Raw genomic sequence first — 13,265 nt, 5'->3', positions numbered from 1 at the left:
TCATATAGGTGCTCATAGTGATTCAGTAAAACGAGGAGAATGGTCCAATAACATAGATTGGTGCTACTGGAATTATCCATTAATTGAGCTTTTAGGAAAAACCATGGGCATTATTGGATATGGAAAGATTGGTAAAATGACCGGTAAAATAGCTCAAGCTATGGGTATGAACATAATAGCATTTGATTCATATCAGAACAAAGACTTCGAATGTGCTACAATGAAATATGTGGATATGGATACTCTACTTACTAATTCGGATGTTATAACGCTGCATTGCCCGTTATTTGAAAGTACAAAGGGTATCATAAATAAGGATACGATTGCAAAAATGAAAGATGGGGTTATGATAATAAATAATTCAAGAGGTCCATTGGTTGTGGAAGAAGATCTAGCAGAGGCATTAAATAGTGGGAAAGTAGCAGGAGCAGCAGTAGATGTTGTGTCAAGTGAACCAATAAAGGAAGATAACCCATTACTAAAAGCTAAAAATTGCATTATAACACCACACATTTCATGGGCATCAATTGAGTCAAGACAAAGGCTTATGGATATTGCTATTGATAATCTTGAAAAATTTATTTCTGGGAATCCAACAAACATTGTAAATGATTAAATATAACATATTATTTAGCCACCATCGTATTTATGTAATATGAGGTGGCTATTGTTAGTTAAGAATTCATTGTCATTTTTATTACAGTCTTACTTTTCCATTTGCCTTTTTTGAACCGAATGCAATAAAGACAACCGCGGACAACCCAATCGATAATCATACCAGTCCATATTCCTACCAATCCAAAATTCAATACGACTCCAAGTAAATAACCTAATGTAATTCTAAAAAGCCACATTCCTATAATTGCAGTTACCAACGTATATTTTACATCTCCAGCTCCTTTTAAACCAGATGGTAAAACAAAGGATATTGACCATAAAGGAATACATGCAGAATTTATTATAAGTACAGTTGATGCTAAGTGGATTATTTCATTATTAGTAGTAAATAGGGATACAATCTTCCCTGCAAAGGGTATAGATATTAATGCAATCACGGTTAAAAAAATAGTTGAAAGCACTGTAATATAGGATAATGAATTCTCAGCCTCTTTAAGTTCCCCTTTACCCATATATCTTCCAACAAGGGCGGTTGCAGCAATACCTAAAGATTTTCCTGGTACATTAAGCAGATTAGCTACTGAGCCAGCGATTGCATTTGATGCAATTGCTATAGTTCCCATATTCACTATAAAAATTTGAGTAATTAACTTCCCACCATGAAAAAGCAAAGACTCTATACTTGCAGGAACTCCAATTCCAAATATAAGTTTTAATAAAGACTTATCAAATTTGAATTTTTTTAAATTTGTTAGTTTTAGGATTTTTGAACCACGTATAAGCACTGTTAATATAATTAATCCTCCACTAACCCTTGCAATAGCTATTCCAAGTGCTGCTCCTATTATTCCCATACCAAAAATATTTATAAAAGTGTAGGTTAAGCTCACATTTATAATATTCATAAAGATACTAACTTTCATAGGAGTTTTTGTATCTCCAGCTCCACGCAAGAGTCCATTGGAAATTAAATCAATAGTTATTAATGGATAAGTAAGTAAAGTTATGCTTAAATATGTATGGGCATTACTTATTACTGCGGGCTCGGCGCTTCCGAAAAGCACCGCAATTATAGGGTCTTTTAATAAAAACATCATGAGAGTTATTATAAAAGTTATTATAAGTCCAGAAAAGAGAGCCTGCTTCATAGTAGCATTAGCCTTTTTTATATTCCCCTGACCTATAAATTGTGCTACAACAACCATTCCGCCAATTGCAAGTGCGGAAAAAAATGCTATAAATATATTATTTATGGAATCCACCATTCCAATTGCAGAAACTGCTTCTTTCCCTATATGTCCGGCCATCATAGTGTTTATCATACCTAAAGATATAACAAATAATTGTTCTGTCATTATTGGGATTGCTAAATTAAATACATCTTTTCTTATCCATTTCATGTAATGTCGCCTCTAATCAAATTATAATATATATATTATAACATTATAATACTTATAATTTTCTTACTAATGTATTTTTTGGAGTTTTGAACAGAATGTATTTTGCAAGGCTTAAGCTAATTTCTATATCTATCACCCTTACCATGCCCACGATTTTGTGGCAACTGTTGAGTTCCTGGCAATGTTCCATCTATCAACGCTTGTGATAGAGCATCATTAACTGCATTCATTATACCTATAGAGGTAAAAGTTGCTTCTGAAGTAGCATCTACTTCAGTACTTTGATTATCAAGTATAGTTTGAGGAATACTGTCAAAAGCCTTTTGATAAAATCTTGAGTTAACTTCATTATGTTCAATGATTCCAATAGAAGTGATTACATTATTTGCAATTTCAACAGATACTTTTAGCCCTGGGCGATACCCATCTGCTTCTCCTGTATAAGTACCATCTTTAAAGGTTGCTCCTTGTATAGATTTATTAATGTTATTAACAGTAACTGTTTGACCTGAAGAGATTCTGCTACCTAGTAAAAGCTCATGAATTTGTACACCACCAACTTGAACTACATGAAAAATAATGGTTAATATAAATTTCTCCTTCTCGTGTAATATGCTAAATAATTATGTCGCTATAATCTAAAAATATTTATTATTCAGTGATTTTATTCTAAGTTTTTAATGTGTCAAAAAAAGGGCAGTTATACTAACATTTTGTGAATTGTAAAAAAAAATATAAAAAGCACTTGTGAAAATTGAAATTATGATTTGTATAATATAGATACTTGTTGATACAACAAGTAAAGATGGTATAATTAATATAAGTTCAATTAAAATAACAAGGCAGTGGCAGATAGATTGTAAAGTTACTAAACAAAACATTCATAGTTTAGTAGCTTTTTTACATTGCAAGAAACAGAAAAATATTATATAAAGACATAAGAGGAGAGTTATATGAGGAATTCAGAAGTGCTAAAAAGAGAAATAGACAGAATCGATGGGAAAAGCTATAGGGTGTATAAAGATTTAGAAGGAGAATATGATTTTGGAAATTTTACGCTTTGCATAGATCATGTTCAAGGTGATCCATTTGCATCACCATCAAGAATTAGAGTAATTGTGAATCAAAAAGTTGCTAAATTTCCAAAAGAACTTTTTAATAGTAAAATTAAAAATATTGCAATAGCAGATTATTTAACAAGAGAATTTTATTCTAATATAAATAAGTGCTCCGAAAAAGTTTTTGGTTCTGGGAAGAGCGGCTTAATAGCAATAAGCAAATGTCCACAAGAAATATTAGATAGGACTTCAATAATTGTAGATGAGAATAAAATAGAAGCAAGATTCTATGTTGGATTTCCAGCAAGAGGAAGAAGTGTTTTATCAAGAGAGCTTGAGAAAATTTTATATAATGTTATACCAAACATTGTAGACAAAACTTTAATATACAAAAATATAAATAGCGAAAAATTAGCAACTAGAGTAAAGCTAGTTGAAGATCAAGAACATATAAGAAGGTCGCTGGCAAGTAGAGGACTAGTTGCATTTGTAGCTAATGGGTCAATGCTACCTAGAGAAAGTGGCATATCTACAAAAGCTTTAATCAGTGGCAAGGTATTTGAATCGCCAAAGGAATTAGAAGTGGAATTTAATACAAAAAGTAAAGGCGTAGTTTGCGGTATGGGTATTAAGACCGGTGTAACTCTTATAGTAGGTGGAGGATACCATGGTAAATCTACATTATTAAAAGCAATAGAACTTGGAGTTTATAATCATATTGAAGGAGATGGTAGAGAATTTGTTATAACTGATGAATCTGCTTTAAAAGTAAGGGCAGAAGATAGTAGATGCATCACTAAAACCGATATATCACTATTTATAAGTAACTTACCTAATGGGAAAGACACAATAGAATTTTCTACGGAAAACGCAAGTGGTAGTACATCACAAGCTGCGACTATTATAGAAGGAATTGAAAGTGAATCTAAGGTATTATTAATAGATGAAGATACTTCAGCTACTAATTTCATGATGAGAGATGAGCTAATGCAAAAATTAGTTTGCACGGAAAAGGAACCAATCACACCATTTATTGAAATAGTGAGACCGTTGTACAAGCAAAAGGGTATTTCAACAATAATGGTGGTAGGGAGCTCAGGAGATTTCTTTGATGTAGCAGATTATGTTGTGCAATTGGATAATTATGAATGTAAGGATGTTACAAAAGAGGCTAAAAAACTAAGCAAAGGCCATATTATAAAAAGAATTAATGATAAAAATTTAAAGATTGATATTACGTTTAAAAGAATAGTAAAAGCTGGAACAATTCTGTCAGGGGATAAGGGCGTTAAAATTAAAGCAATGGGATTAAGTACATTAAGTATAAACCGGGATGATATAGATTTAAAAGCCGTGGAGCAAATAGTGGATAATGAACAGTTAAATGCTATAGGCTCAATAATGAAATGGGCAGAGACAAATATTATGAATAAGAATTTAAACTTTGAGTGTATGGTGGATAATATAGTTTGTCAAATAGAGAAAAATGGGTTAATATCCATGGAAAGACTAAAAGGTGGAAGTGGAAGTTTGTCCATGCCTAGGAAACAAGAAATAATGGCGGCGTATAATAGATATAGAAACCTGAAAGTGTAAAAAAGTATAAAAAAATCTGAAGTGAAAATAATCCAATGAAGTTGAAAGGGGAACTAAACTAATGTATAGTTTTAAAAATGATTATAGTGAAGGTGCTCATCCAAATATATTGAAAGCTCTAATGGAATCAAATATGGAGCAGACAGAGGGGTATGGTGAAGATAAATATTGCATGGATGCTATTAAATTGTTAAAGGATAAACTGAAATGTAATTATGTTGATATTCATTTGTTTTGTGGTGGAACTCAAACAAATCTTACTTCCATTTCTGCTTTTTTAAGACCACATGAAGCTATTATATCAGCGAATACAGGCCATGTATTAGTGCATGAAACGGGAGCTATTGAAGCAACTGGGCATAAAATTATTTCCATGAAAGTGGATGATGGAAAACTTAAGCCTATTCATATAAAAATGGCTATTGATGAGCATACTGATGAGCATATGGTAAAGCCTAAGATGGTTTATATTTCAAATCCAACAGAAATAGGGTCAATATATAAGAAACAAGAACTAGAAGAGTTAAGTAATTGTTGCAGGGAAAACAATATGATTTTATACATGGATGGAGCGAGACTTGGTTCTGCACTATGCTCAAAAGAGAATGATATTGAGCTTTCTGATTTGCCAAAGCTTACTGATGCTTTCTATATAGGTGGAACTAAAAATGGTGCATTAATGGGAGAAGCCCTTGTTATTTGCAATGATTTTCTGAAGGAAGATTTTAGATATCATATTAAGCAAAAGGGTGGATTACTTGCAAAGGGAAGGTTAATTGGTATACAATTTTTGGAGTTATTTAAAGAAAATATTTATTTCGACTTAGCAAAACATGCTAATGATATGGCGGAGCTATTAATAAAGGGAATTAGTGATTGTGGTTATGAATTTTTAATTCATTCACCTACAAATCAAATATTTCCGATATTAACCAGTGGAGTAATTGAGAAGCTTGAACAAAAGTATTCGTTTTATATATGGCAAAAAGTTGATGAGGATAATTCTGCTATTCGTTTGGTAACATCATGGGCTACAAAGGAAGAGGATATTAACTCATTTATTGATGAGCTAAGATTAGTTAGTATTTAGAGAGATGTAGATGTTCAGGTATGAGTGGTAATAACTAGCATACTCAGCTAATGTATAAAATATATTTCCTTGCCATATAGCAGTAATTTATGGTAATATTAATATAATTATCAAGTTATTAACAAGGAAATGGGGGCTTTTCAGTAATGAGTAAATTATTCCCAAATAGAAAAAAACTATAGGTGTTTTAATAAATTCTTTTGATGGTTTCTATCAATCGCCTGTTTGTAAAGGAATAAGAAAGGTCGCCTTTGAAAGAAATTTTGATACGCTTTTTTTTGCTGGAGGAGCACTTGAGTCCAAAACTCGGGATGAAGCAAAGCAGAATGTTATTTTTGATTTAGTTAACACCGAAAAATTGGATGGATTAATTATATGTTCAGGGTTACTTATGAATTATATTGGCTTAGATAAATTCGTTGAATTTCTAGAACGTTATAGAGATATACCTATGGTTAGTATTGGAATAGATATTAAAGATATTCCTAGTATAGTTTTTGATAATAGAGAGTGTATGCACTTTATGGTAAATCACTTAATTGAGTATCATAATTATTCTGAAATAGCGTTTATAACAGGGACGCACTTTAATCCTGAGGCAGTTATGAGATTTGAAGGATATACAGATGCACTAAAAGAACATAATATACCATATGACGAGGAGTTAATTGTTGAAGGTGATTTTCATGAATTATCAGCAGCTAAAGCTATAGATGAACTTATGGTGAATAGGAATAAAAAACCAGAAGTTATTGTGGTTGCAAATGATGAAATGGCAATTGAGGCGTTTTATCGTTTGAAGCAGATGGGGATTGAAGTAGGAAAAGATATAGCTTTAACTGGTTTTGATAATGTTTACGAAGTGAGGGCCTTATCTCCTGCTTTTACTACTATTGAACAACCTATTTTTGAAATGGCTTCAAAAGCCGCTGAGTTTATAGACTTAATTTTAGCTGGGCAACATGTGCCACAATGTACTTATTTAAAGGGCAAGTTAATAGTACGAGAGTCTTGTGGGTGTTATAGTATTTTAAAGAGTAAAACACCGTTAATAATAAAAGAGGGTTTGAGTAAAGATACTCTATATGACAGTGAATGCGCCGAACTTAAAAAACATATGAAAAAAGAGGCCATACAACACTTTAATTTTAAAAGAATGTATATAGGGACAAGGGATATAATGAGAGGATTTAATTCTGTACCAAATCTTGAAGAATTAACAAAGGTTATTTTAGATGCAATGCCTTGGTATGGAATGAAACAATGTTATTTATGTGTGTATGATACTCCTGTAAATAGCTCGCGGGAAACAAATATTAGATTACCCTCTAAAGTCAAACTAATTTTAGGATATAATGATGGAAAATTATCAGAGATGCAGTATATAGATACAGTAGATATTTTACCAGAACAGTTTATTTATGGAGAAGAAAGAAATGACCTAATTTTATATCCTTTAGTTACCGGTGAAGATTATTTTGGATATATCGCATTTGATATGAATGCAATCGATGAATTTGTTTATGAAACCTTTAGAGAGCAGATTAGTAATACCTTGAAAATTCAAATGTTGTTTAATGAACGAATAAAAGCAGAGGAACAGTTAAACTTAGCAGTTATTGAGCTTGAAAAGCGTAATGTGGAATTAAAAAACAGTTATGTGATTGATGAGTTAACTGGCATCTTCAATAGGAGAGGGTTTTACATGCATGGGGGTAGCCTGTATAAGTCAGCTGCTATCACTGGGGGTAAAGCTATTATGTGTTTTGGAGATATAGATGGTTTAAAGAAAATTAATGATACTTATGGTCATAGAGAAGGGGACGAAGCTATTTTAACTGCAGCACTCTTAATTAAGGAATCCTGCGGAATGGATGATATAGTAGCACGTATTGGAGGAGATGAATTTATCATAATTGCAGCAAACAAGTCCACTAAAAACGAAATCAATGAAATTAGTGAACGCATTAATTCAAATTTTGATAGATATAATTCAATATCAAGAAAACCCTATAAGTTAGCAATTAGTTTAGGATTTTCGGTTTATTCTCCTGAAACGAGGCTTACCTTCGAGGGGTTGATTCAATACGCGGACAAGCAACTTTATAAACGAAAGAAAAGGTTGGATTTTTTGCCGCGAGAATGAAATATTTGTTTTGAAGTATACTGTTGATTTTAATTACATACAATAATAAAATTGTATGCACTACAATAAAGAAGGTGCTATTTTGAAGAATTTTAAAATTCTTTTAGTGGAAGATGAAAAGCTAATGTCAATGTTTGTTGAAATGGAATTAAGTCATGAAGGATATAAAGTTGATGTAGCTTACAATGGGCTAGAAGGACTAAAAATATCAGAGAAGAATGAGTATGACTTAGTACTTCTTGATGTTATGATACCGGGACTTAATGGAATTGAGGTTTGCAGAAGAATAAGACTGTCATCTGAGGTGCCTATCATTATGCTTACGGCAAAAAGTGAGATATCAGATAAGGTTTTAGGATTAGATGTAGGTGCAAATGATTATCTCACAAAACCATTTGCAATAGAAGAACTGTTAGCAAGAATTAGGGTGTATCAAAGAAATACATTTATAGAAAATAAGACTGATCAAATAATAGTGAAAGATATTGTCATGGATAATAAAGCCCATAATGTTAAGAGGAGTGGCATGGAAATTGAACTTACAAAAAAGGAATATGACCTTTTAGAAATGTTGTTAATAAACAAAAATGTTGTTCTTACAAGGGCTCAATTAATTGAAAATATATGGGGTTATGACTATATAGGGGATACCAATATAGTTGATGTGTTTATAAAGTATTTAAGAAATAAAATTGATGATGGATTTGAGGATAAATTTATAACTACTATAAGAGGGGTAGGATATGTTGTTAAAGGTGATTAATTATGAAATTTAAGATTATGAATTTGAATATGATTAAAAGTGCAAAAATATCTCTAAAGTTAACTATAGTTTATGCTGTAATGTTTGCATTAGTTTTACTCATTTTAAATGCGTCTATTTTGTATGGAATAAAATATTATTTATATAGTCAGGCAAATAAACAAATAGAAGATGTTAAAATAAGAGTGTTAAATAAGGCTTCATTTCTAAATAACAATATTTCCTCTTTAGGAAAAGAAATAATTTCAGATGTGACCTCAAAGCAAAACGTATCCATAAGAATACTTCAAGGAGATGGAAAGGTACTAAACATATCAGATGAATTTAATTATGATATTAAAGTTGAAGAGCCTTTTGATAATATAATTGATTTTAAAGAGGATGATAAACGTTTAGTATATAAAAATTTAAAAATTGAAACTAAAGAATATGGCTGGATATATATTCAAATAGTCAAGGATATGGATAATGAATATGATTTTATGAAAATTCTATTTGCTTTTATGGCAATAGCTGATTTTATAGGTATTATTGCTTCAATTATATTAGGATATAGTATAAGCAAAAAAATGTTGAGACCCATTGATTATATAACTAAAGCCGCTGACAATATCAGTATTAATAATTTAAAGGAAAGAATTGTGGTTACAGGTCCTGATGATGAACTTAAAAGACTTGGTAATACTTTAAATAAAATGATAGATAGGCTTCAAGGAGCTTTTGATAGGCAAATTCAGTTTGTATCCGATGCTTCTCATGAGCTTAAAACTCCTATTGCAGTAATTCAAGGGTATGCAAACCTAATTGATAGATGGGGAAAAGATGATAGAGAGGCCCTAGAAAAGTCTATTCATGCTATTAAGCTAGAAACTAATAATATGGCAAATTTAGTTGAAAAGCTATTGTTTCTTGCGAAAGGTGATAGCAAAAATCAAACAATAGATAAAAAAGAATTCTGGCTTAATGAACTTATTAGCGAGGTAGTGAGAGAAAGTAAGCTTATAGATCATATCCATATAGTATCTAGTGATAAAAACGATACTGTAAGCATATTTGCAGATTATAAAATGGTGAAGCAGATGCTCAGGATATTTATTGATAATAGTATTAAATTTACACCAGAACAAGGAAAGATTGATATAAGTTCAGAAATTCTGAATAAAACAGTAAAAATTACTGTTAGTGATAGTGGCGTGGGAATACCAAAAGATGATATCCAAAATATATTTCAAAGGTTTTATATTGTAGATAAATCTAGATCTAAAGAAAAAGGTGGTATGGGTCTTGGATTATCTATTGCAAAATTGATTGTAGATGTACATAAGGGAAGTATAAATGTAGAAAGCACGGAAGGCAAGGGAACAAAAATTACTGTTATATTAAACATCTAGATTTCAGATTTATCTGTTATCTAGGTGTTTTTTAATTATGTGGTATTTTAATACTTAATCTAAAAATAAGACATTTTTAATGTGATTTTAATCTTAGCAATATATAATGCAAAGCAGGAGAAAGTTTATTATTAGGCCGGGGTTACTTCTTTGGTAATCTTCCCTTTATAAAAAATCATTTTTCTTAAGTACTAATGGCAATAATAATTATTATAAGGAGTGTATATTACATGGATTTGAACATTATATTAGTTTTAAAAGCTATAATAATAGCTATTGTAGAAGGGATAACAGAATTTATTCCTATCTCATCTACTGGACATATGATAATTGTGGGAAATGTTATAAATTTTAAAGGGGCATTTGCAAATAGTTTTGAGGTAGTCATTCAGTTAGGAGCTATTCTTGCAATTATAGTTTTATACTTTGATAAAATATGGGGCTCTGTTGTAGAGCTTTTTCAGGCAAAGCCATCAGGTATTAAATTTTGGACTAACATTATAGTTGCATTTATACCGGCCGCAGTCTTAGGATTTCTTTTTAATGATAAGATAGATGAATATCTCTTTAACCCAGGAACTGTAGCTTTGGCTTTAGTAGTTGGTGGAATTCTAATGATTATAATAGAAGGTAAATTTAGAAATAAATATACAACAAAAAGTATAGAGCTTGAGCAAATAAGCATTAAACAGGCATTTAAAATAGGCTGCTTTCAATGCTTTGCACTATGGCCAGGTATGTCTAGGTCGGCATCTACTATAATGGGGGGATGGATTTGTGGTGTTTCTACAGTTGCTGCAACTGAGTTTTCATTCTTCCTTGCTATACCAACTATGGCTGGGGCTACAGCACTAACGCTATTTAAAAGTGGAATGAATTTTAGTGGTGGGGAGATTATTACTTTGGTTATTGGTTTTGTAACGGCATTTTTGGTTGCATTAGTAGTGGTTGAAAAATTTGTTTCTTATTTAAAGAAAAAACCAATGAAGGTTTTCGCTATTTATAGAATAGTTATTGGTGCAGCGTTGCTATTATTAATTAAATTTGGGACTATTTCATTATAGATATTAATAACTTTATCATAAATTCATATAAATATTATAGTACATTAGTCATCTGGATTTCAGGTTGATCTGTGATCTAGGTGATTTATATTTTTAGTTCTTATAATTCTTAAGCTAAATCTAAGACTTTTTTAATCTATTCTTAATTTTACAAATATATAATATAATAGAATGTTATTAGACACATCTTGTTAGGAAAAGAGAAAAAAGGGGAATGATAAAAATGATATCATTAGTACAGAGATTTGATAACTCAATATTATTGTATATAAAAGATAATATGCATGGAATTATTATGGATAAAAGTATGATTATATCAACATATTTAGGTAATGGAGGAATCATATGGATCATTATAATAGCAATACTTATGTTTAACAAAAAATATAGAAAAATAGGATTTATGGCTTTAGGGGCGCTAATACTAAGTACAATTTTAGGAGAAGAAATATTAAAAAATGTAGTTAAGCGTATAAGACCATCAGAAAATATACCCGCATGGAACCTTTTAATTGCAAAGCCCTTATCATATTCATTCCCGTCAGGTCATACTACTTCATCATTTGCAGTGGCGGGAATATTAGCAAGATATTTTAAACGTTATGCATTTGGATTTTTAGGTTTGGCATCTTTGATAGGGTTTTCAAGATTATATTTATATGTACATTATCCTACAGATATTTTGGCAGGTATAGTTTTAGGGCTTATGTGCAGTGGAATAATAATTTACGTGTTTGATAAAACAAAGCATACTATAAGCGATAGAATATAATAGAACTGTACAAATCAGAAAGAATATATGAGGAGCAAAATGTTTATAAATAGTAAAGATAGGACGTGATCTTTTGAATTCTGTAATAGGATTAATTAATCATTATGGATATATAATTTTGTTTAGTGCTCTAGTGCTTGAGTTAATTGCATTCCCTCTTCCTGGTGAGTTAATGATGACATATTGTGGTTTTCTTGTTTATCAATCTAAAATGAGCTGGATTATAAGTATACTAGTTGCTAGTGCTGGAGTAATATTAGGTATTACAATGTCTTATTTTATTGGTTCTAGATTAGGTACAAGATTTTTTGAAAAATATGGTTCATATATTCATCTTGGTCCCACCAAAATGGAGAAAACTTCAAAGTGGTTTAAATCATCTGGTAATAAATTGTTGATTTTAGCATGTTTCATTCCAGGAGTTAGACATATTACTGGTTATTTTTCAGGGATAACGGAAATACCTTATAAGAGGTTTGCTGTAAACGCCTATTTTGGAGCTTTTATATGGACTGCTACTTTTATTTCATTAGGTAAGGTTCTTGGACCAAACTGGGATAAATTTCATAGCTCTATATCTAAATACTTGATTATAGGCAGTATAATTATATCTTTAATTTTGATTGTTATTTATGCTTATAGACATCATAAGACACGAATTATAGAAATTACTTATAAAATACTAAATAGAGCTATAACTATATTTCATTCTATGGGAAAAATTAAAGTTGCTATAGCTGCAGTAGCAATTGTTTTTTTTGGATTTGACCTTCTCGTAATCGGTGTAATACAAGATTATTTAGCACATGAATTTGAGCAATTTGACATTGTTGTATCTTACTTAGTCAAAGCAATTTTTACTTCGAAATGGTCACAATTGATTGGTTTGTTTGAATTAATCACTTCAATTAAGGCGTTATTATTATTAACTATTCTCATGTCTATATGGATTATAAGAAGGAATATAAATAGACTTCTTGAAATGCAGTTTCTATTTATTGTAATTTTCGGAGGCGAAATTTTACAATATGCATTAAGGCATATTTTTAGGCGTTTAGGACCTTCGTCAGTAAACCTAATAGGGAATAATGTATATACTTTTCCAAGCAATCAAGCTTTAATGGTAATTGTTGCATACGGTTTTTTAGCTTTTCAAATAGTAAAACATGTGAAAAAAACTTGGGCTAAAACTATGTTTTTAATTTTAACCTTGTTTATTTGCATAATTGTGGGGCTAAATCCGATATTCTTTCAAACGCAGTACCCAAGTGATGTTTACGCAGGATATATTTTTGGAGGAGTGTGGCTTACTATAAATATTATTTTATTGGAAGTTTATCGTATATTACCTAAAATACAAGGTAATA

General features: G+C 30.8%; 11 protein-coding genes. 9 read left to right on the top strand and 2 right to left on the bottom strand.

All coding sequences use genetic code 11. The annotated features are described in order from the left end of the window. Positions 1 to 616: NAD(P)-dependent oxidoreductase (locus JJE11_RS05795; RefSeq protein WP_291633535.1), on the top strand; the 616-nt coding region annotated here is incomplete at its 5' end. A gap of 58 nt (positions 617 to 674) precedes the next feature. Here the strand turns inward: JJE11_RS05795 and JJE11_RS05790 are convergent. Both JJE11_RS05790 and JJE11_RS05785 read right to left on the bottom strand, forming a co-directional pair. Further along, positions 675 to 2,018, bottom strand: coding sequence for an MATE family efflux transporter (locus tag JJE11_RS05790; protein WP_291633533.1), 1,344 nt, complete (start codon positions 2,016 to 2,018; stop codon positions 675 to 677). A gap of 116 nt (positions 2,019 to 2,134) precedes the next feature. After that, the gene (locus JJE11_RS05785) at positions 2,135 to 2,491 is read right to left on the bottom strand and encodes an FMN-binding protein (RefSeq protein ID WP_291633539.1); all 357 of its coding nucleotides are present in this window, start codon (positions 2,489 to 2,491) and stop codon (positions 2,135 to 2,137) included. A gap of 480 nt (positions 2,492 to 2,971) precedes the next feature. Here JJE11_RS05785 and JJE11_RS05780 point away from each other — a divergent pair, with 480 nt between their 5' ends. From JJE11_RS05780 to JJE11_RS05745, 8 genes are all read left to right on the top strand, one after another. Then, positions 2,972 to 4,672 (top strand): ABC-ATPase domain-containing protein, encoded by a 1,701-nt coding sequence (locus tag JJE11_RS05780; RefSeq protein ID WP_291633531.1) that lies wholly within the window; start codon positions 2,972 to 2,974, stop codon positions 4,670 to 4,672. 61 nt (positions 4,673 to 4,733) lie between these two features. After that, positions 4,734 to 5,762 carry an aminotransferase class I/II-fold pyridoxal phosphate-dependent enzyme gene (locus JJE11_RS05775; RefSeq protein WP_291633529.1) on the top strand — a complete coding sequence of 343 codons (1,029 nt, stop codon included), beginning with the start codon at positions 4,734 to 4,736 and terminating at the stop codon, positions 5,760 to 5,762. A gap of 178 nt (positions 5,763 to 5,940) precedes the next feature. After that, complete coding sequence (locus tag JJE11_RS05770) at positions 5,941 to 7,908, top strand: GGDEF domain-containing protein (protein ID WP_291633537.1); 1,968 nt, start codon at positions 5,941 to 5,943, stop codon at positions 7,906 to 7,908. A gap of 82 nt (positions 7,909 to 7,990) precedes the next feature. Continuing rightward, positions 7,991 to 8,671, top strand: coding sequence for a response regulator transcription factor (locus JJE11_RS05765; protein ID WP_291633527.1), 681 nt, complete (start codon positions 7,991 to 7,993; stop codon positions 8,669 to 8,671). 2 nt (positions 8,672 to 8,673) lie between these two features. Then, on the top strand, positions 8,674 to 10,062 hold the full coding sequence (locus JJE11_RS05760; protein ID WP_291633525.1) for a HAMP domain-containing sensor histidine kinase: 1,389 nt from the start codon (positions 8,674 to 8,676) through the stop codon (positions 10,060 to 10,062). A gap of 230 nt (positions 10,063 to 10,292) precedes the next feature. Further along, positions 10,293 to 11,126, top strand: coding sequence for an undecaprenyl-diphosphate phosphatase (locus JJE11_RS05755; protein ID WP_291633523.1), 834 nt, complete (start codon positions 10,293 to 10,295; stop codon positions 11,124 to 11,126). A 223-nt stretch (positions 11,127 to 11,349) separates the two neighbouring features. Then, positions 11,350 to 11,898, top strand: a complete 549-nt coding sequence (locus JJE11_RS05750; RefSeq protein WP_291633521.1) for a phosphatase PAP2 family protein — start codon at positions 11,350 to 11,352, stop codon at positions 11,896 to 11,898. A gap of 73 nt (positions 11,899 to 11,971) precedes the next feature. Further along, positions 11,972 to 13,265 (top strand): VTT domain-containing protein (locus JJE11_RS05745; protein ID WP_291633519.1); only part of this gene is annotated, 1,294 nt, incomplete at its 3' end.

Source organism: Clostridium sp. (genome assembly GCF_016650095.1).
Lineage (GTDB): Bacteria > Bacillota > Clostridia > Clostridiales > Clostridiaceae > Clostridium_AD.
The sequence above is the reverse complement of the archived record's forward strand: the minus strand, read 5'-3'. Positions and strand labels throughout refer to the sequence as shown.

Bases quoted from the DNA above. Each gene is read 5' to 3' on its own strand.
- JJE11_RS05780 (WP_291633531.1), top strand. From the start codon at position 2,972: ATGAGGAATTCAGAAGTGCTAAAAAGAGAAATAGACAGAATCGATGGG.
- JJE11_RS05755 (WP_291633523.1), top strand. From the start codon at position 10,293: ATGGATTTGAACATTATATTAGTTTTAAAAGCTATAATAATAGCTATT.
- JJE11_RS05750 (WP_291633521.1), top strand. From the start codon at position 11,350: ATGATATCATTAGTACAGAGATTTGATAACTCAATATTATTGTATATA.
- JJE11_RS05775 (WP_291633529.1), top strand. From the start codon at position 4,734: ATGTATAGTTTTAAAAATGATTATAGTGAAGGTGCTCATCCAAATATA.
- JJE11_RS05760 (WP_291633525.1), top strand. From the start codon at position 8,674: ATGAAATTTAAGATTATGAATTTGAATATGATTAAAAGTGCAAAAATA.
- JJE11_RS05790 (WP_291633533.1), bottom strand. From the start codon at position 2,018: ATGAAATGGATAAGAAAAGATGTATTTAATTTAGCAATCCCAATAATG.